This window comes from Arthrobacter sp. 01N444 (assembly GCF_056399305.1).
In genome coordinates this window covers 36,508-55,280 of record NZ_JBFTRB010000002.1, presented here as the reverse complement: position 1 = coordinate 55,280, position 18,773 = coordinate 36,508, and the positions used below count along the sequence as shown (strand labels likewise).

The window sequence follows — 18,773 nt, the reverse complement described above, 5'->3', positions numbered from 1 at the left end:
ACCACTGATGACCCAAGAAACTGCCGCCGCCACTACCGACGCTGTCCTGGACCGCGAGGAGACCATCTCCCGCGACGAGCTCGAGGCGCTCCAGCTCAGCCGCCTGCAGCACACCGTGGCCTACGCCTATGACCGCGTCCCCCTGTACAAGCGCAAGTTCGACGAGGCCGGCGTCCACCCGACGGACCTGCGTGAACTCTCCGACCTCGGCAAGTTCCCCTTCACCACCAAGGAGGACCTCCGCCTCGAGTACCCCTTCGGCATGTTCGCCGTGCCGCAGAACGAGGTAGCGCGGATCCATGCCAGCTCCGGCACCACGGGCCGCGCCACCGTGGTGGGCTACACGAAGAAGGACCTCGCCGACTGGGCCAAGCTTGTGGCCCGCTCGCTGCGCGCCTCCGGCGTCCGGCCCGGCATGAAGGTGCACAACGCTTACGGCTATGGCCTGTTCACCGGCGGCATGGGCGCCCACGCCGGCGCCGAGGCCCTCGGCTGCACCGTCATCCCGATCTCCGGCGGCCAGACCGAGCGCCAGATCACCCTCATCCAGGACTTCAAGCCCGATGCCATCCTGGCCACCCCCACCTACCTGCTGACCATCGCCGACGCCATGATCAAGCAGGGCATCGACCCGGCCTCCACGTCGCTGAAGTACGCGGTCCTGGGCGCCGAGCCGTGGACCGAGGAAATGCGGCACGAGCTCGAGACCACCATGAACCTCAAGGCCTGCGACATCTACGGCCTCTCCGAGGTCATGGGCCCGGGCGTCGCCGGCGAAGCCGTGGAAACGCAGGACGGCAGCCACATCTGGGAGGACCACTTCCGGCCCGAAATCATCGACGCCTTCGACCCCACCGTGGTGCTGGGCGACGGCGAACCGGGCGAGCTGGTGTTCACCTCGCTCACCAAGGAGGCGCTGCCGATCATCCGGTACCGCACCAAGGACCTCACGCGGCTCCTGCCCGGCACCGCACGGCCGGCACACCGCCGCATGGGCCGCATCACCGGCCGCAGCGACGACATGATCATCCTGCGCGGGGTGAACCTGTTCCCGTCCCAGATCGAGGAGATCGCCCTGCGCATCCCCGAGCTCAGCCCGCACTTCCAGCTGGAGCTGACCCGGCCCGAGGGCCTGCGCATGGACCAGCTGACCGTCAAGATCGAGCGCCGCGACACCGTCACCGTCGAGGGCGCCACGGCCGCCGCCAAGGTCCTGCAGCAGCAGATCAAGATCCACGTCGGCTCCTCCTGCACCGTCGACGTCGTCGACCCCGGCTCGCTGGAGCGGTCCAACGGCAAACTGCGGCGGATCTACGACATGCGTCCCAAGGGCTGAACCGGCCCCGCTTGTCCAGCCATCTGGCCAGCCCGGCCGGCGTGTCCTTCGAGGTCAGGCCGGCCGGGCTGACTGACCGTTCATGAGAAACTAGCGAGTATGCCCACCTCAGCAACCACCACCAAGCGCGGCCGTCCCGGCTATGACCAGCAATCGGTCCTGCTGATCGCCGTCGACGTCTTCAACCGCCACGGCTACGACGCCACGTCCATGGGCATCCTCGCCGAGAACCTGGGCATCTCCAAGTCCGCGATCTACCACCACGTGCCGTCCAAGGGCGATCTGCTCAAGCTCGCGCTGGACCACGCCCTGGGCGGCCTCGAGGCCATCCTGGACCGGCCCGAGGCGCAGACCGGCTCCGCCGAGGCCCGGCTGGAGTTCGTGGTCCGTGAGACCATCTCGGTGCTGGTGGAACGGCTGCCGTTCGTCACGCTGCTGCTGCGGCTGCGCGGCAACACCGAAATCGAGCGGAACGCGCTGGAGCGCCGGCGCACCTTCGACCACAAGGTTGCAGCCCTCATCTCCGCCGCCCGCGACGAAGGCTCGCTGCGCCAGGACATCGACCCCCGCACCGTCACCCGCCTGTTGTTCGGCACCATCAACTCGATCGTCGAGTGGTACAAGCCGGGCGGCTCGCTGTCCCCGGAGAAGCTGGCCGACGACGTCATCACCATGGCGTTCCACGGCCTTCACGTCCCCCGCTGACCGCCTGCCGGCCGGCGGGTGGCCGGGTCAGTCGTTGACGGCGGGATAACGGACGCCCACCCTGTAGTCATGGCCACGAAGATATCTGACGTCCTCTTCAGCACGTTCCCCGATTTGCGTTACCAGCCCACCGCGAAAAGGGTCCGTGCCATGGTGGGCGGGCGTGCCGTCGTCGACACTCTGGGTGCGCTCTTGGTGTGGGAGCCCAAACGCATCACCCCCGTCTACGCCGTTTCCGAAGGCGACCTCCGTGCCGAACTGGCGCCGCCGGGGCAGCAGGCGGGAGACGTCCCGGAACACGGCTTCCGAGTGAGCCGGGAGGGGCCGCGGGCGCTGGATCCGCGCACGGCGTTCGGCAGGCACACGGCGGCCGGTGAGGAGCTCGACGTCGTCACTCCCCATGCGAGGCTGCCCCGCGCTGCCTTCCGGCCGGCGGACCCCGACCTCGCCGGCTACGTGGTGCTGGATTTCAACGCTTTCGACTGGCTCGAGGACGACGAGGAGATCATCGGCCACCCACGTGATCCGTTCCACCGTGTGGACATCCGGGCGTCCTCGCTCACCGTTGAGGTAGGGCTCGACGGCGTAACGCTCGCCACGACGAACGGCGCGCAGCTGCTCTACGAAACCATGCTGCCGGTGCGCTACTACATTCCGCCGTCGGATGTGCGGCTGGATCTGATGCAAGAGAGCCCCAAACGGACCATCTGCCCGTACAAGGGCCAGGCGAGCTACTGGAGCTACCCGGGTTCCGAGCAGGGCAGGAACGTCGCGTGGAGCTATGACCGGCGGTTCCGCGACGCCGCCCAAATCCACGGACTTGTCAGTTTCTTCAATGAGCGAGCGGACATCACGGTGGACGGCGTCCGGCAGGAGCGCCCGGTCACGCCGTGGTCACGCCCGGAAGGAGCGGGGGCACCCGGGGTGTGACCGCAGCGCTTTGGTTCTCTTTCACCCGCATTGGGTGACGACTGCCCCCTTGGAAGGGTTTAGCTTGGAGAACATCTGAAGGACCACCTCTATCGCTTGTGAGACCTCGCTAAAGGCTCCCGCCGTCTGGCGGAAGGAGGAGGGATGATGTTCTGCTCGTTGATCATCGGTGACCCGCGGTGTTGCCGGCCGGGCAAGCCGCCCCGACCTGGAAGAAGGACATTCGGGGTCACCCGGATCGTCACAGTCGCGCCGGGTTGCCGGGAATGAGCGAGCCTGCCGCATCGCCGCCCAGTTTCGATCCGGCCGTCGTCATTCGTTCCAGGGCGTACATCTCTGCGCTCGTGCTGGCTGCGGTCTTGGGCGTTCCCATCTCGGTCATTGCGTACGGCTTTCTCGCTTTGGTCGCGGTTGTCCAGCAGTACGTCTTCGTGGGCCTGCCGGAACAAGTCCTTGGGGGTCCCGCTCCTGCCTGGTGGCCGGTTCCGTGGTTGGTGCTGTGTGGGCTGTTGACGGCGTCGACCATCCGGTATCTGCCGGGAACCGGGGGCCACTCACCGGCTTTCGGCTTCAAGACGGGCGGCGGTCCGCCCAGCGGCCGGGAGCTCGTGGGCATTGTTCTCGCGGCGCTGACCACGCTCAGCCTGGGTGCGGTGCTCGGGCCGGAGGGTCCGCTGATCGCGATCGGTGGCGGCCTCGGGGCGTTGGCGGTGCACCTGGCGAAGAAGGACGCTCCGCCGATGGCCCTGACGATCATGGCGTCGGCTGGCAGCTTCGCAGCGATCAGTACCCTGCTCGGGTCCCCCGTGCTCGGTGCATTCCTGATCATGGAGGCCGCCGGGATCGGGGGAATGACGCTGAGCCTGATGGCCCTGCCCGGACTGCTCGCGTCCGGCGTCGGGGCGCTGGTGTTCGTCGGCCTGGACGGCTGGACCGGGCTGGGCAGCTTCTCGCTGGCGCTGCCCGTCGTACCGCCTGCTGTGCCGCCGACCCTGGCGACGCTGGGCTGGGCGGTGATCATGGGCGTCGTCGGCGCGCTGTTGGGATGGTTGATCCGCTGGGTCGGGCTCTCGCTTCGTCCGCTCGTGCACCTGAACCGGATGTTGGTGACCTCCGGGCTCGGCCTGCTGATCGGTCTTGCCGCGATGGCCTACCAGTTGATCTCTGGGAACAGCTTCACGCAGGTCTTGTTTTCGGGGCAGGACGCCCTTCCGGATCTGGTCGAACACGCCACGGACTACTCGCTTGCGGCGCTCCTCCTGCTGATCGTTTGTAAGGCCTTGGCCTACGGGCTCTCGCTGAGCGCTTTTCGTGGTGGGCCCGTGTTCCCTTCGATGTTCATCGGTGCGGCGCTCGGTATTGCCGCGAGCGGGTTGCCCGGAATGAATCTCGCGGCAGGACTCGGCATGGGCATGGGAGCCATGTGCGCAGCCATGCTGCGGCTGCCGTTGACGTCGACCCTGCTGGCCACGCTGCTGCTGGGAGTGGACGGTGTGGCGGTAACACCGCAGGTGGTGGTGGCTGTGGCGGTGGCCTTCGTGATCTCCAACGTGCTCCCGGTCCCGGGCCCGAAAGGGCCCGTGGCGTCTGACGCTGGCGGCAAGGTCCACCATCGGGCTGCCTTGAGGGCCGACAATGACTGAGATCTCGAGCGCGGGCCGTTTGACCGTACGGGACCGGTGGACCGCCTGGTTGTTCATCATTGGCTCGAGTCTGTTCGCCCTGGGAGCGGTGCCGTTATACGCCGAGACCGTGGGATTGCGCTTGTGTGCAGCCACGTTCTTCGTCGGTTCGCTGTTCTTCACCTGTGCGGCGTTCCTGCAGTACCGCGAAGCCGTTGACGCGCTCCCGGCCGTGGGTGCCACGCGGCGCCATTCGTTTTGGGTATGGGCGCCACGGAATCTCGGCTGGCTTGCTGGCGCGGTTCAACTTGCCGGCACGCTGTGGTTCAACTGGAGTACGGCAAACGCAATGCGGGTCAATCTCAGTGCGGCGCTGACCGAGCAGCAAGTGTGGCGACCCGACGCTTTGGGGTCAGTCGCCTTCCTCGTTTCAAGCGGGGTGGCGTTGCGGGATGCCGGTCGCGGCGCCATTGCCGGCCGGCCCAGGACTCGAACGTGGAAGATCGGCGTGATCAACGTGGCCGGCTCCGTTGCGTTCGGCATCTCGGCTGTCGCGGCGTTTGTCATACCGTCGAGCGGCGATGTCTGGAACGCCGAGCTGTCCAATCTCGGCACATTTGTGGGAGGCCTGTGCTTTCTCACCGGCGCGGTTCTGATGCTGAGTCCAGAATCCACCGACGCCTCGTCTCCTGCAAGCCGTGGAGCTCATCCGTAACCCCCTTTCAACAGTCTCTTGAGGAGAAGTGATGTCAATAAATTCCCAGCCGGCGGACGCCGACGTGGCACTGTTCGGCAACCGATTTGTCACCCAGGAGGTTCCGAGCCGGGAGTTCCCGGAGACCGGCATTCCTGCTGAGGACGCTTTGCGGCTGGTGTCGGAGGACTTGGCGCTGGAGGGTGATCCGGCCCGCAACCTGGCGACCTTCGTAACGACATGGATGGAGCCGCAGGCCCAGCAGATCATCGCAGCGAACCTGCACCGCAATTTCATCGACCACGCCGAATATCCCCGCACGGCCGAAATCGAGCAGCGCTGCATTCGGATGCTCGCAGACCTTTTCCACGCTCCCGGCGAGACGACGGGCGCCCGGACCCAGGGATCGTCCGAGGCGATCATGCTCGGCGGCCTGTCCCTGAAGTGGAACTGGCGCAAACGCCGCGAGGCCGCCGGCGCATCGACGTCGAGCCCTAACCTGGTGTTCGGCGGCGACGTGCATGTTGTGTGGGAGAAGTTCTGCCGCTACTTCGACGTCGAGCCGCGGATCGTGCCCCTGCAGCCGGGGAAGTACACGATCGGCCCGGAGGACGTGCAGGCCCATATCGATGAGAACACCATCGGCGTCGCAGCCGTGCTGGGCACTACGTTCACCGGGCACAAAGACGACATCGTCGGCATCAACGACCTGCTGGTCCGGATCAAGGGTGAGCGGGGCCTTGATGTGCCGCTGCATGTGGACGGGGCCAGTGGGGGGTTTGTCTGGCCCTTCCTGTACCCGGACTCCGAGTGGGACTTCCGGCTCGAGCAGGTCCACTCGATCAATGTCTCCGGGCACAAGTTCGGACTGGTCTATCCCGGCATCGGCTGGCTGATCTTCCGGGAGAAGGCCGACCTGGCCAAGGACCTTGTTTTTGAGGAGAACTACCTCGGCAAGACCGACTCGACGTTCACCCTGAACTTCTCCACCGGCTCGTCGATGGTTCTCGCCCAGTACTACAACTTCGTGCGCTATGGCCGCGCCGGCTACACCTACATCATGCAGAACATGCAGACCAACGCCCGCGCCCTCGCCGAGAAGTTGGAGGCCATGGGCCGGTTCGAGATCATCGGCCCCGACGAGGAGCAGCTTCCCCTGGTTGCGTTCCGGCTCGCCGGCGACCCCGGTTACGACGAGTTCGACATTGCCTGGCAGCTCTCGGCCGAACGCGGCTGGATGGTGCCGGCCTACACCCTGCCGCCGAACGCCCAGGACGTGACGATCATGCGTGCGCTGGTCAAGGAAACGATGAGCCGCGAGCACGTCGACACGCTCGCCCGGGATATCGAGGAGGCGTGCTCAACACTGGCAAAGAAGGGCGGCGCGCACGAATCCGAACGAAAGAAGATCGTCACCGGACCCGGGCATTGACCGGGTGGCGCCAACAATGAGCACGGTGGAGGAACAGTCGGTCATTTCTTCTCCCTGACTGCGGCCGCTGCCGTTTCGCGCTGGGTGGCGGCCCAGCTGGCGAGGACTTTCAGGGCGTCCTCGGAGGGTGTCCCGGGATCTGCCGTGTAGACGTTGATGCGCAGTCCTGGGTCCGCGGGCAGTTCCAGTGCTTCGAAGCTCAGGTCCAGGTCCCCCACGATCGGGTGGTGGAGCCGTTTGCGGCCGGTGCGGTGGTACTTCACGTCGTGCCTCGCCCACCGGGTGCGGAACTCCTCGCTGCGGGTCGAAAGCTCTCCGATCAGGTCCGTGAGGTCTCTGTCGTAGGGGTTTTTCCCGGCGGTGGACCTCAGGACCGCGACGATGTCGTCCGCGCTGCGTTCCCAATCGGCGAAGAACTCCCGCGCTTTCGGGTTCAGGAAGGTGAACCGTGCACTGTTCGGCGGAGTCACCTGCTCAGCCATCATGTCCAGGTAGAGCGCACGGCCGAGTTCGTTGGCGGCAAGGACATCCCCGCGGTCGTTGCGGACCCAGGCCGGCGCCGTCGTGATCGCATCAATGACGCGTTGCACGCTCGGCCGCACCGTCTGCGGGCTGCGCTTTCGCCGCACCCGGGGAGCGGCCGTGGCCGCGCGGGCCAGGTCAAAAAGGTGGGCCGTCTCGGCGTCGTCAAGCTTCAGTGCACGGCAGAGGGCTTCAAGGACGCTGTCCGAGGCGCCGGAGAGGTTTCCGCGCTCAAGGCGTATGTAGTAATCGATGCTCATCCCGGCGAGCATCGCGACTTCCTCGCGGCGCAGCCCGGTAACGCGGCGGTTTCCGCCGTAGACCGGGAGGCCGGCCTCCTCCGGCGTGATCCTGGCACGGCGGGAGGTCAGGAACTTCCGCACGTCGTCGCTGTGTGTCATGGCCTCCACGCTACCCGCGGCCAATGCGACGAGGGAGGCACTGGCATTACCCGGAACGACCGTGACTCCCCGCCATTGGGAAATCACGGTTCCATGGAAAACATGAGTCCTGCACCCGCAACTACTGCCCACCCGGCGGCGATCCTGGCGATCATCCTCGCCAGCTACCTGACACCGCTCGGGGCCGCACCCGCACCCCTGGCCGAGGCCGCCCGCTGACCTGTCTACATCCGAAAAGGGGGTACTCACGTGCCCTCCCACAATCCCGCACACCTGAATACCGTGAAAGGCATGCACATGGAACTTACTCTCAATAACGGCGTCACGATGCCCGCCCTCGGACTGGGCGTCTTCCAAAGCCCGCCGGAGCAAACGACGGCGGCCGTCGAAGCGGCGCTGGCGGCCGGCTACCGGCACATCGACACTGCCGCGGCGTACGGCAACGAGCGGGAGGTCGGTGAGGGCATCCTCAACTCGGGCCTGGACCGTTCCGACGTGTTCATCGAGACCAAAGTCTGGGTCAGTGACTACGGCTACGACCAGACGCTGCATGCCTGGGAAAAGGCGACAGGCAAGCTGGGCGTCGACTACCTGGACCTGTTCATCCTGCATCAGCCCGCCCCCGACCGCTTCGAAAGAACCGTCGGCGCGTACAAGGCCCTGGAGACCCTGCTTGCTGACGGGCGCGTCCGGGCGATCGGTGTCAGCAACTTCATGCCGCACCACCTGGAGCAGCTGCTGGCGGCCACAGACGTCGTCCCGGCGGTGAACCAGATTGAGCTGCACCCGTACTTCGCCCAGCCGGCCGTCCAGGCAACGGACACCGAACACGGCATCCTTACCCAGGCGTGGTCACCGATCGGCGGCATCACTTTTTACCCCGGATGGGGCGAGAAGCGCAGGAACGTGATGGAAGACCCGACGATCGCCGGCATCGGACAAACCCACGGAAAGAGCCCCGCCCAGGTCATGATCCGCTGGCACCTGCAGCAGGGCCGCTCAGCTATCCCGAAGTCGACCAACCCCGCACGCATCGCGGAGAACTTCGACGTCTTCGACTTCGAACTCGGCGCCGACGAACTCGCCGCCATCGACGCCCTCGACACCGGCGTGCGCAACGGACCGGATCCCGACGAGGCCCGCGAAGAACGCTTCGCCATGGTCATCCCCGAAGCCTGAGACAGAGAGAAGACACCGCCATGAAATACCGTCCCCTAGGCCGCACAGGCGTGCAGGTCAGCCCCTTGTGCCTCGGCGCAATGATGTTCGGCCCCTGGGGCAACAACGACACCGCGGACTCCATTCGAATCATCCACCGCGCCCTCGACGCGGGCATCAACTTCATCGACACCGCCGATGTCTACTCCGGCGGGGCATCCGAGGAAATCGTCGGGCAGGCACTGGAGGGCCGGCGTGAGGCCGTGTTCCTCGCCACGAAGTTCTTCATGCCCATGAGCGAAGACGATCCCAACCAGCGGGGTGGATCCCGCCGCTGGATCATGCGGGCGGTGGAAGACTCCCTTCGCCGCTTGAACACCGATTACATCGACCTCTACCAGGTGCACCGGCCCAGCCCGGATACCGACGTCGAGGAGACGCTCGGCGCCCTCACTGATCTGGTCCGCCAGGGGAAGGTGCGGTACATCGGCTCCTCGTCGTATTCCGGGTCGCAGATCGTGGAAGCCCAGTGGGCATCCCGGGAACGCAACCTGGAGCGGTTTGTCACCGAGCAGCCGCCGTACTCGATCCTGGTCCGCGGCATCGAGGAGGACATCCTTCCCACGGTGCAGCGCCACGGCATGGGAACCCTCACCTACAGCCCGCTCAGCGGCGGCTGGCTCTCCGGGCGCTGGCGTAAAAATGCAGCCTCCGCGCCCACCTCAACCGCGCGTCCGAACGCCCGGTTCGACATGACGAGCCCGGCCAACCAGCGCAAGCTCGACATCGTCGAAGAACTCGCCCAGCTGGCCGAACATGCCGGATTGACGCTCATCGAACTGGCCATCGCCTTCGCGATCAACCACCCCGGCGTCACAGCCGCCATCGTCGGACCGCGCACCATGGAACAGCTCGAGTCTTATCTGCCCGCCGCGGACATCACCTTGGCCAGCGACGTGCTGGACCGCATCGACCAGCTCGTCGCACCCGGCGTTACCGTCAACCCGGACGACAACAGCTACGGCGCCAACGAACTCACGCCCCTGGCGCGGCGACGGAAACAACCGTGACCAACGAGGCGCCTGAAGCCCTGCATGAAGCTCTGTGCAGCAGATCGAGCTTCCACTGAAAGAAGGAAAATCATGACTGACCAACCCCAACAGATCGGCGGCGGCCGGAACATGTTCGGAGACTTCGCCCCGAAGCTCGCCGAGCTCACCGACGACGTCCTGTTCGCGGACGTCTGGAACCGCACGGAGCTTCCGGCCCGTGACCGCAGCCTTATCACCGTCGCCGTTCTCACCGCCGGCGGCAACACCGAACAGCTCGGCTTCCACCTTGGCCGTGCCATTGAGAACGGCGTCACCCGGGAAGAACTCATCGAAGCCATCACCCATGTCACGCTCTACGCAGGCTGGCCCAAGGGTATGGCCGCCATGGGCGTCGCCAAGCGGCTCTTCACCGAGAGCAAGTAAGGATCACCATGAACATCGAACCCACTGTCCCCACTGCGAAGAACCCGCCGGCCCGGTTCGCCGGCGACGTCTGGCTCGATCCGATCGCGCTCCCGCACGAGCCGGATCAGACGATGGTGGTCGCGACCGTCCGTTTCGCGCCCGGAGCCCGCACCGCCTGGCACTCCCACGAACACGGCCAGTACCTCCGCGTCACCCAGGGAGTTGGCCGGTTCGGAACCCGGGACGGCAAGATCGTCGAAGTCCACCCCGGCCAGACGCTCTACACGCCGCCCGGCGAGGAGCACTGGCACGCGGCCGCCCCTGGCTGCTTCATGGAACATATCGCGATGCTCCAGAACGGCGAGGACGCAGCGACGACCACCACGTGGGGCGAGCACATCACCGACGACGAGTACAACGGAAGCTGACCAGCCCGCGAACCAATTGCAGGGACGCAGCTGAGGACAATCCCTCTCGTGAACCTGGGCCTGGGCGCCACCGGAAGGCGGCGAGGCGCCCTGGATGGCCGCGGGCAACAGAAAAGGGCGCCCCGCTGAGCCGGAGCGCCCGAAAATCCGCCGTTGCCCGCCGTTTAGAGCTGGTAATCAGCTGCCGTGGTGATGTTCTCGTGCACGCACAGAATATTGTGCTCGGAGTCCATGAACCAGGCGCACTTCTCTGAATCCGTTGTACAAATATGGTTCTCGGTCTTGAGGTCCGGGCGATCGTAGTCCTGGAACATGACGCCCTTGGCTTCCATTTCCTGGACCGTGCGCTCGATCTCGCTGACTTCGAAGCTCAGGGTGGTGTGCTCTGAATGCTTTCCATCCTTGACTGGCATCAGCTGCAGCATTGGGCCGCCTTCTGAGCCGAACAATTCGCTTCCGTCATCTGCCACGCCACGGTGCGGGAGCCCCAAAGTGTCCGCGTAGAAATGCCGGGCACGCGCTGCATCATCAACTGGCAGGACTGTTGTGGCTTTATTGAGTACTAGGGTCATTTCGCCACCTCCTACGAGCAAGATTTTACGCCGGAGCGGGATGGAAAGAGCCCGCCAATTGCTCCCTGCACGGCGAAGCCCGCCCCTGTCCCTCCCCGGTTGCCCTATCACTTGTGGCGGTCATTTCGACCTTTTGGCAGCCACAAGTGATAGCGCAACGGGAGGTAAGGCGGGAGTGAGCGGGACGGGCTACTTCTCTACGAGGGTCAGGACGTCGTAGGTCGCGACGATTTCGTCGTTCTGGTTGGTCAGGACGGCGTCCCAGGCCACCTCGCCGTACTCGTCGGTCTCGCGCGGGGTGATCTTCTTGGCCGTCAGGGTCACGCGGATGGAATCGCCCGCGGCCACGGGGGTGATGAACCGCAGGTTCTCCAGGCCGTAGTTGGCCAGGACCGGTCCCGGTGCGGGCTCCACGAACAGGCCGGCTGCCCAGCTGAGCAGGAGGTAGCCGTGCGCCACGATGCCCGGGAAGAAGGGGTTGGCCGCGGCGGCTTCCTGGTTGGTGTGGGCGTAGAAGGTGTCGCCGGTGGAGTTCGCGAACTTGGTGATTTCCTCCAGCGAGACCTCGCGCAGCTCCGAGCGGATGGCGTCGCCGATGTGCAGGGTGGCGAGGGATTTCCGGAACGGGTGCTGGCCCTCGGTCTCGAGCGTGAAGTTGCGGTCCGCTCCGGTGTGCCAGAGCCCTGTGACGGCGGTGAGCATGTTCGGCGAGCCCTGGATGGCGGTGCGCTGCATGTGGTGCATCACCGAGCGGATGCCGCCGAGCTCTTCGCCGCCGCCGGCGCGGCCGGGACCGCCGTGGACCAGGTGCGGGACCGGGGAGCCGTGGCCGGTGGAGCTGCGGGCGTCCTCGCGGTTGAGCATGAGCACGCGGCCGTGGTGGGCCGCGATGCCGGTGACCAGCTGCTGGGCCACGGCGGGATCGTTCGTGCAGACCGTGGCGACCAGCGAGCCGCCGCCGCGGGCGGCGAGGCGGACGGCGTCGGCCAGGTCGGTGTAGCCGATCACCGAGGACACCGGGCCGAAGGCCTCCAGCGAGTGGACCTCCTCGGCTTCCGGGTTGGCCCAGCTCAGCAGGACCGGGGACATGAAGGCGCCGCCGTCGACGACGCCGATGCTGCCGTCCGCGCTGGTGACCTTGGGCGCGTCGAGCGTGCCGTAGGCGAGCTCCCCGCCGGCGTCGAGCATGGACTGGACGGCGGCGCGCACGTCTGCGAGCTGCTCAAGGGAGGCCAGGGCGCCCATGGTGACTCCCTCGGCGCGGGGATCACCGAGCACGACGCGTTCGCGGATGCGGTCCCCCACGGCGGCGGTGACGTCGGCGACGACTTCCTGCGGCACGATCGCGCGGCGGATCGAGGTGCATTTCTGGCCGGCCTTGGCGGTCATCTCGGTGACGAGGGACTTGATGAAGGCGTCGAATTCCGGTGTGCCCTTGACCGCATCCGGGCCCAGGATCGCGGCATTCAGGGAGTCGGTCTCGGACGTGAAGCGGACCCCGCCCTTGACCACATTGGGGTGCGACTTGAGCGTGTTGGCGGTCGACGCGGAGCCGGTGAAGGCCACGAGGTCGCGGTAGTCCAGGTGGTCCAGCAGCGTACGGACCGAGCCGGAAATCAGCTGCAGCGAGCCGGTGGGCAGGATGCCGGATTCGTCGATCGCCTTGACCACGGCGGCGGCCACGTACCCGGTGGGGGTGGCGGGTTTGACGATGGTGGGGACGCCGGCGAGGAAGGCCGGGGCAAGCTTCTCCAGCATGCCCCAGACAGGGAAGTTGAAGGCGTTAATCTGCACGGCGACGCCGGGGATGCGGGTGTAGATGTGCTCACCGGCGAACGAGCCGTCGCGGGACAGCACCTCCATGGGGCCATCCACCACCACCTGGGAGTTGGGCAGCTCCCGGCGGCCCTTGGACCCGAAGGTGAACAGGACGCCGATGCCGCCGTCGATGTCGATCATGGAGTCGATCTTGGTGGCGCCGGTCTGCGCCGAGAGCGCGTAGAACTCCTCGCGGCGGCCATTGAGGTACTGCGCCAGTTCCTTGAGCTTGAGCGCGCGCTGGTGGAAGGTCAGCGTGCCAAGTTCCGCCTGGCCGGTGGTGCGGCCATAATCCACGACGGCGGCGAGGTCGAGCCCCTCGGTGCTCACCTTCGCCAGGAGCTCGCCGGTGCTCGCGTCCAGTACCGGCGCCGCGCCGGCGGCAGCGGCGTCGTCGGGAGTCCACCAGGAACCCCGGATGAAACTGGGAACGATCTCGACAGTGTCTACTGTGGGTGCGGCTGTGGTGGTCATCGTTGACGGGTCCTTCCAACGGGGGAGCAAGATCAACACGGCCGGAACATTACTGACCGTCCGTTCGGTAATATGATCTACAGTACATGAATGAGGCCTGCCGCACACTAGCCGCGGCGGCACCGACCGTCCGGGACCCGGCCGGCCGGCAACAAAGGAGACGCTATGACGCCCGAGACCGGCCGCACCGAGTTGTGGAAAATCACCCTGGGGGAACTCGACGAGAAGATGGGCGTGAAGATCGTCGAGGAGTCCGTGGACCGCGTGGTGGCGACCATGCCGGTGGAGGGCAACCGGCAGTCGTTCGGGCTCCTGCACGGCGGCGCCTCACTGGCCGTGGGCGAGGCCGTGGGGTCCTGGGCCGCCGTCATCCACGCCAGCACCCTGGGCAAGACGGCGGTGGGCGTCGACGTCTCGGCCACGCACCACAAGTCGGCCCGCGAGGGACTGATCACGATCACGGCCACCCCAATCCATCTGGGCGGCACCCTGACCACCCACGAGGTGCTGATCACGAACGAGACCGGCCAGCGAATCTGCACGCTGCGGATCACCAACCTGCTGCTGGACCGCAAGGCCTGACTTCTGCCCCGAACCCTCGGGGTCGCCGGAGACCTGCGGGGTCGCTGTAACGTTCCGGCGACCCGGGAGCTTTCCGGCTAACTCGGGCCCAGGGCGGGAGGCCGTCTACACCGGACCCCACTCCCGATGTAGGGCCGATCGGCCCGGAAGGCGCGGTGCCGCGGCTGTTAGCTTGGAAGTGCTGAGTCGCCCGGCACCGCCGGGTATCACCGGTCTCACCGGAAGGGATCCACCATGCTCTCAGACACCTCACTTCCCGTCATTCAGGCAACGCTGCCCGTAGTCGGCGAGCACATCGAGGAGATCGCCAAGCGCTTCTACAAACATATGTTCGAGGCGCAGCCGGATCTTCTGGACGGGCTCTTCAACCGGGGAAACCAGGCGGACGGCCGCCAGCAGCAGGCGCTCGCCGGATCCATCGCGGCCTTCGCCGGCATGCTCGTGGAGAAACCGGACCAGGTGCCGGACCATCTGCTCTCCCGGGTGGCCCACAAACACGTCTCGCTGGGACTAAGCCCGGACCAGTACCAGATTGTCCACGACCACCTCATGTGGGCGATCGTGGATGTTCTGGGCGATGCCGTCACTCCCGAGGTCGCCGCCGCCTGGGACGAGGTCTACTGGCTGATGGCGAACCTGCTCATCAACAAGGAGCGCGGGCTGTACAACGCAGTGCACCTCTCCCCCGAGACCATTTGGCGGACGTGGCGGGTGGTGCAGCGGATCCAGGAGACCGCCGACGTCGTCTCGTTCGTCGTCGAGCGGACCGACGAGCGGGACGTCAAGCCGTCCCTGCCCGGGCAGTACGTGACCCTCAAGATGACCATGCCCGACGGCGTACAGCAGCCCCGGCAGTACAGCCTGACCAAGGCCGACGACGGGCAGCACCGGCAGTTCGCCGTCAAGAGGGTCCACGGACTTACGACTCCCGACGGCGAGATGTCCAGTCTGCTCCACAATGACGTCCAGGTAGGCGACGAGGTGGTGCTCTCAGCTCCGTTCGGCGACGTTGTGCTGGAGTACACGGACCGGCCCCTGGTCATGGCCAGCGCGGGAATCGGCATCACGCCCATGGCCGGGATGCTCTCCCACCTCGTGCAGTCCGGTTCACGACGCCAGGTGATGCTGCTGCATGCCGATGACAGCGAGGCATCGTTCCCGCTCCGCGCGCAGGTCAGGGAAGATCTCGCGAAACTCGCGGACGGGACCCTGAAGACGTGGTTCTTGGCTCCCGCGGGGACAGCGGGGACCGGCGGGGCGGGCGAAACCGGCGGGGCGTCCGCGGTGGCCGAAACCGGCGAGGGAGCCGGGGCGCGCGAAACCGGCGAGGCGGGCGGTACCGGCGGGGCGTCCGGGGTGGCCGAAACCGGCGAGAGGGCCGGGGCGGGCAGTTCCGTGTTCTCCGGTTTCATGGACGTCAGCGACGTCGAACTCCCGGACGACGCCGAGTACTACCTCTGCGGTCCCCTGCCGTTCCTGAAGTCGGTTCGGAGCGCCTTGATTGCCGGTGGCGTCCCCGCCAAGGACATTCAGTACGAGGTTTTCGGCCCGGATCTCTGGCTGGCTGACTTCCAGTAACCCGCGGCTCGCTGTCCCGAACGCGCGGATTCGCCCAAAGCTTGCGGGGTCGCCGTAGCCGTACGGCGACCCCGCGGCTTTCCGGCGAGCCCGGGCTTGGAGGCCCCGGCTAACGCACCGCCCGGCGCCGGCCGAACGCCACGAAGGCCGCGCCGAGCAGCAGGACTCCGACGCCGAGACCCGCTAAGGGCAGGAGCCCGCCGGCGCCCGTGCTCGCTAGCTGGCCTGAGGTGCCCGGCGTGTTGCCTGGTGCCGTGTCGTCCGGTGATGCGCTGCCCGCTGCCGCGCCGCCCACAATGACGGAGGTGTCCGACGGCGGGGCGGGAGCTTGCGCCGGTTTGACCGGTCCGGCGGGAGCCCCGGCAGGGTTGGCGGGCTGTTGCGGGACCGCCGGGTGGCCAGGCGTTGCCGGCGGCACGGATCCCGGTGTCCCGGCGGGCGGCCCGGTCGGAGTGCCCCCGGAAACGGGCGTGGCCTCGACGCTGAACGCCACGGCTGCCGGCGGCGATGCGACGCCGTCAATGGTTTGCGTCACGGTCAAGGTGTGCGCTCCGGCGGCCAGTTCCGCGGGGAACGTGACACTCCACCGGGCACTGCCGGCCAAGGTCTGCGCGGTCCCGGGCTCGAGCGCGGCATTGCCCGCTCCGGAACCGGAACCGGCCTGCACGGAGTCCACGGCCACCCCGTCCACAGCGACGGCCACGCCGGCACCTCGAAGGGCTGTGCCGGCGATGGTGGCTGGCAGGGCGTCCTGGCGCAGGTGCTGGCCGTCCCTGAGGTTCGACACCGCCGGAGCCGGCGGAATGACGGTATAGGTGCGGGTCGCCGCGGGACTGTCCATTTCTCCGGGGGCCGTGAGCACTGCCGTGACCGAAATTTTTCCGAAGACCGGCTGATCGGCCACGTTGATGCGCCAGCGGCCGTCTGCGTCGACGAGCCCGGTCCCGGTGAAGTCGCCGGAGAGCCGCACCGTGCCTCCGGCTTCTCCGGTGCCCTCGATGGCGTCGATGGCTGTGAGTCCCGGGCCCTCCGGCTGGCCGTCCACAGGTGAGGTGATGGCCGGAGCCGCGAGCCGGGAGACGTCGACGGACAGGGCGACTGCGCCGGAGCCGCTGAAGCCGTTCACGGTTTCAGCCGAGAACGTGAAGGGCCCGGCCAACGACGGTGCGGGGAACTGCCAGTTTCCCGACGCATCGACCGGCACTTCCAAGGGCTGGCCGTCCTTCTGGCCGGAGGTCTGGCCAGGTTTCTGGTTCAGGACGGTGATGCGGACCTTGGAATTCGGAGCCACCACGGAGGCCGGACCGGCATCGATGTGCCCGGTAATCGGCTCACCGGCTGTGACGGTTCCGTTGGAGCCCGCCGCGAGCGCCGGCTTGGCCAGGAACAGTTGCAGCTGGACACCACCGGGGACTTGGTCCATGGCGTCCTCGAGGCTGGTCGCGATGGCCCGAGTCTGGACGCCCTCGTCGGTACTTTCCGCCCCCGTGTGCAGCCCGACGGCGAAGTTCCCGCTGATCCACGGGCCGCCGGAGTCCCCGCCGCCGGAGGTGACGGACGTAGAGTCGAAGCCTCGGACCGCCCGGAGATCGTTGTCATAATCGGGCGGTAGTGAATTTGGCCCAACCATGGCCCAGATGCCGACTGAATCCACCGTGCCGCACCTCCACCCGGTGGTCCGGCCGGACCGGCACACGGGCTGGCCCTGGAAAGGAGCCACTGTTCCCACGATCTTCACGGACGTCGGCCCCGGGTCGGCGGGCTTGTCCCATCGGGTGACGGCGGGCTGGAGGTCCAGGCCGTTCCTGATGCCCTGGAGGATGGCGATGTCAGTGCCGACGCTGGCGCCGTCCGTCGTTATCTTGGAATTTCCGGGGCCGCCGAATTGGCTGAACCCGAATGTGCCCAGGATCCCGGCGGCCGCGCCCGAACCTGCACCCCCGGCCGCTGGCGCGCCCCCCGGATTTTCGATCGCGGCCTGCTTCGCGGAGCCGTCACCGGCGCAGTGCCCGGCGGTCAGGACCAGAGGCTCGCCCGCGGGGCTGAAGGCCCCGAACCCGGCCGAGCACAGGGCTTGGCCGTCAACGATGTAGCCCTGGCCGCCAAAGTAGTCTTCCTCGGTGGTGATCCGGGATCCTTGTTCCAGCGTCACGTTGGCGTAGCGGGCCACGAATTCGGCCGCGGACATCTTCGGCACCGTGCCCGGGGCTTTCGCCGGCTGCGCATCGGCGCCAGCGGCGGGAACAACGGAGGCGGGAACAGCGGCGGCGGGAAGGGCGTCGGCAGCCGGAACGGACTGCGCCGTGTTGGTGCCGCCGGTGCGAATGACAAAGTGGCCGTCTGTGTAGGTGACGGCCTGCAGCCCGGCGGCCCCGACCTCGCGGACATAGGCCTCGAACAGTTGCTGGGTGCTGGAGGCCAGCAGCTCCGCAGCTGACGGGACAGAGGCTGACGGGACAGCGGCGGCGGCCGCGGGGGCGGCAAGCAGGAAGTCAGCCGGGCCGGACTGGTTCAGTTCGGCCACGCGGGCCCGGAGCTCGGCGCCGCTGCCTTCAACCGCGATCTTGCCGCCGGCGAGGCTGATCCCCACATAACCCGGGAGGGCCCGAAGGGAGGGTGCGGCGTCGGCGGCCCGCCGGGCAAGTGCACCGGCGGCGTCGAATTCCGCGAGGGTCATGCCAAGGTCCCGCCGCACGGCCTCGGCGAGGCCGGCATCGCTGATCGGCGTCGCGGACGGCACCGGAGAAGAACCAGCCAAAGGCGCGTCAGCCGGCGACGGCACCGGGACCGGGACCGCCGTCGAGATCGCAGACGCAGCCGGCGCTGGAACCGCCGTCGAGACCGGCACCGGCATCGGGACCGCCGTCGAGACCGGCGTCGCCATCGCCGATGCAGCGGGCGCCGGGTCGTCGGGGACTGGGGCGTTGGCTTCGGCCATCGCCGGGACCGCGGTCAGCGCAAAGGCAGGCACGGTACCGGCAAGCGCAATCGCGAGGGCCGCGGCGGCCCGCACCATCGGCTGGAACTTCGGAGTCTTCACTGGCCTACCCTAACTGCGCCCACC

General features: G+C 67.2%; 16 protein-coding genes. 12 read left to right on the top strand and 4 right to left on the bottom strand.

The window, feature by feature from the left end:
• Nucleotides 1-7 precede the first annotated feature (7 nt).
• The 6 genes from paaK (at nt 8) to gad (ending at nt 6,719) form a co-directional block, all read left to right on the top strand.
• Nucleotides 8-1,336, top strand: a complete 1,329-nt coding sequence (gene paaK / locus AC1DKN_RS02495; RefSeq protein ID WP_476870378.1) for a phenylacetate--CoA ligase PaaK — start codon at nt 8-10, stop codon at nt 1,334-1,336.
• Between the two features lie 99 nt (nt 1,337-1,435).
• Nucleotides 1,436-2,041, top strand: a complete 606-nt coding sequence (locus AC1DKN_RS02490; RefSeq protein WP_476870377.1) for a TetR/AcrR family transcriptional regulator — start codon at nt 1,436-1,438, stop codon at nt 2,039-2,041.
• A gap of 69 nt (nt 2,042-2,110) precedes the next feature.
• The gene (locus AC1DKN_RS02485) at nt 2,111-2,971 is read left to right on the top strand and encodes a DUF427 domain-containing protein (RefSeq protein ID WP_476870376.1); all 861 of its coding nucleotides are present in this window, start codon (nt 2,111-2,113) and stop codon (nt 2,969-2,971) included.
• A 266-nt stretch (nt 2,972-3,237) separates the two neighbouring features.
• Complete coding sequence (locus tag AC1DKN_RS02480) at nt 3,238-4,614, top strand: chloride channel protein (protein WP_476870375.1); 1,377 nt, start codon at nt 3,238-3,240, stop codon at nt 4,612-4,614.
• On the top strand, nt 4,607-5,308 hold the full coding sequence (locus tag AC1DKN_RS02475) for a hypothetical protein (RefSeq protein WP_476870374.1): 702 nt from the start codon (nt 4,607-4,609) through the stop codon (nt 5,306-5,308). The genes AC1DKN_RS02480 and AC1DKN_RS02475 overlap by 8 nt, the downstream gene beginning before the upstream one ends.
• A gap of 31 nt (nt 5,309-5,339) precedes the next feature.
• Entirely contained in the window at nt 5,340-6,719 is a 1,380-nt protein-coding gene (gene gad, locus AC1DKN_RS02470; protein WP_476850184.1) for a glutamate decarboxylase, read from the top strand.
• A gap of 41 nt (nt 6,720-6,760) precedes the next feature.
• On the opposite strand, the gene AC1DKN_RS02465 is transcribed toward gad, so the two are convergent.
• Nucleotides 6,761-7,642, bottom strand: coding sequence for a helix-turn-helix transcriptional regulator (locus tag AC1DKN_RS02465; protein WP_476859300.1), 882 nt, complete (start codon nt 7,640-7,642; stop codon nt 6,761-6,763).
• 297 nt (nt 7,643-7,939) lie between these two features.
• Here AC1DKN_RS02465 and AC1DKN_RS02460 point away from each other — a divergent pair, with 297 nt between their 5' ends.
• From AC1DKN_RS02460 to AC1DKN_RS02445, 4 genes are all read left to right on the top strand, one after another.
• Entirely contained in the window at nt 7,940-8,821 is an 882-nt protein-coding gene (locus AC1DKN_RS02460; RefSeq protein ID WP_476870373.1) for an aldo/keto reductase, read from the top strand.
• 20 nt (nt 8,822-8,841) lie between these two features.
• Nucleotides 8,842-9,870: an aldo/keto reductase gene (locus AC1DKN_RS02455; protein ID WP_476870372.1), complete on the top strand. Its 1,029-nt coding sequence runs from the start codon at nt 8,842-8,844 to the stop codon at nt 9,868-9,870.
• Between the two features lie 72 nt (nt 9,871-9,942).
• The gene (locus AC1DKN_RS02450; protein ID WP_476870371.1) at nt 9,943-10,275 is read left to right on the top strand and encodes a carboxymuconolactone decarboxylase family protein; all 333 of its coding nucleotides are present in this window, start codon (nt 9,943-9,945) and stop codon (nt 10,273-10,275) included.
• Nucleotides 10,276-10,283: 8 nt separating this feature from the next.
• Nucleotides 10,284-10,685, top strand: coding sequence for a (R)-mandelonitrile lyase (locus tag AC1DKN_RS02445; protein ID WP_476870370.1), 402 nt, complete (start codon nt 10,284-10,286; stop codon nt 10,683-10,685).
• A 164-nt stretch (nt 10,686-10,849) separates the two neighbouring features.
• On the opposite strand, the gene AC1DKN_RS02440 is transcribed toward AC1DKN_RS02445, so the two are convergent.
• Complete coding sequence (locus tag AC1DKN_RS02440; RefSeq protein WP_079554881.1) at nt 10,850-11,257, bottom strand: VOC family protein; 408 nt, start codon at nt 11,255-11,257, stop codon at nt 10,850-10,852.
• A gap of 189 nt (nt 11,258-11,446) precedes the next feature.
• Nucleotides 11,447-13,549 (bottom strand): phenylacetic acid degradation bifunctional protein PaaZ, encoded by a 2,103-nt coding sequence (gene paaZ, locus AC1DKN_RS02435; RefSeq protein WP_476870369.1) that lies wholly within the window; start codon nt 13,547-13,549, stop codon nt 11,447-11,449.
• A gap of 165 nt (nt 13,550-13,714) precedes the next feature.
• On the opposite strand from paaZ, the gene AC1DKN_RS02430 reads away from it, so the two are divergent.
• Together AC1DKN_RS02430 and AC1DKN_RS02425 are read left to right on the top strand one after the other, a co-directional pair.
• Complete coding sequence (locus tag AC1DKN_RS02430; protein WP_476859296.1) at nt 13,715-14,131, top strand: PaaI family thioesterase; 417 nt, start codon at nt 13,715-13,717, stop codon at nt 14,129-14,131.
• Nucleotides 14,132-14,365: 234 nt separating this feature from the next.
• Nucleotides 14,366-15,709 carry a globin domain-containing protein gene (locus AC1DKN_RS02425; RefSeq protein ID WP_476870368.1) on the top strand — a complete coding sequence of 448 codons (1,344 nt, stop codon included), beginning with the start codon at nt 14,366-14,368 and terminating at the stop codon, nt 15,707-15,709.
• Nucleotides 15,710-15,818: 109 nt separating this feature from the next.
• Here the strand turns inward: AC1DKN_RS02425 and AC1DKN_RS02420 are convergent, their stop codons facing one another.
• A complete protein-coding gene (locus AC1DKN_RS02420) occupies nt 15,819-18,749 on the bottom strand; it encodes a S1 family peptidase (protein ID WP_476870367.1) in 2,931 nt (976 codons plus the stop codon).
• Nucleotides 18,750-18,773 lie beyond the last annotated feature (24 nt).

Excerpts from the sequence above, each read along its gene's own strand:
- paaK (WP_476870378.1), top strand. The coding sequence starts at position 8 with ATGACCCAAGAAACTGCCGCCGCCACTACCGACGCTGTCCTGGACCGC.
- AC1DKN_RS02490 (WP_476870377.1), top strand. The coding sequence starts at position 1,436 with ATGCCCACCTCAGCAACCACCACCAAGCGCGGCCGTCCCGGCTATGAC.
- AC1DKN_RS02485 (WP_476870376.1), top strand. The coding sequence starts at position 2,111 with ATGGCCACGAAGATATCTGACGTCCTCTTCAGCACGTTCCCCGATTTG.
- AC1DKN_RS02480 (WP_476870375.1), top strand. The coding sequence starts at position 3,238 with ATGAGCGAGCCTGCCGCATCGCCGCCCAGTTTCGATCCGGCCGTCGTC.
- AC1DKN_RS02475 (WP_476870374.1), top strand. The coding sequence starts at position 4,607 with ATGACTGAGATCTCGAGCGCGGGCCGTTTGACCGTACGGGACCGGTGG.
- gad (WP_476850184.1), top strand. The coding sequence starts at position 5,340 with ATGTCAATAAATTCCCAGCCGGCGGACGCCGACGTGGCACTGTTCGGC.
- AC1DKN_RS02465 (WP_476859300.1), bottom strand. The coding sequence starts at position 7,642 with ATGACACACAGCGACGACGTGCGGAAGTTCCTGACCTCCCGCCGTGCC.
- AC1DKN_RS02460 (WP_476870373.1), top strand. The coding sequence starts at position 7,940 with ATGGAACTTACTCTCAATAACGGCGTCACGATGCCCGCCCTCGGACTG.
- AC1DKN_RS02455 (WP_476870372.1), top strand. The coding sequence starts at position 8,842 with ATGAAATACCGTCCCCTAGGCCGCACAGGCGTGCAGGTCAGCCCCTTG.
- AC1DKN_RS02450 (WP_476870371.1), top strand. The coding sequence starts at position 9,943 with ATGACTGACCAACCCCAACAGATCGGCGGCGGCCGGAACATGTTCGGA.
- AC1DKN_RS02445 (WP_476870370.1), top strand. The coding sequence starts at position 10,284 with ATGAACATCGAACCCACTGTCCCCACTGCGAAGAACCCGCCGGCCCGG.
- AC1DKN_RS02440 (WP_079554881.1), bottom strand. The coding sequence starts at position 11,257 with ATGACCCTAGTACTCAATAAAGCCACAACAGTCCTGCCAGTTGATGAT.
- paaZ (WP_476870369.1), bottom strand. The coding sequence starts at position 13,549 with ATGACCACCACAGCCGCACCCACAGTAGACACTGTCGAGATCGTTCCC.
- AC1DKN_RS02430 (WP_476859296.1), top strand. The coding sequence starts at position 13,715 with ATGACGCCCGAGACCGGCCGCACCGAGTTGTGGAAAATCACCCTGGGG.
- AC1DKN_RS02425 (WP_476870368.1), top strand. The coding sequence starts at position 14,366 with ATGCTCTCAGACACCTCACTTCCCGTCATTCAGGCAACGCTGCCCGTA.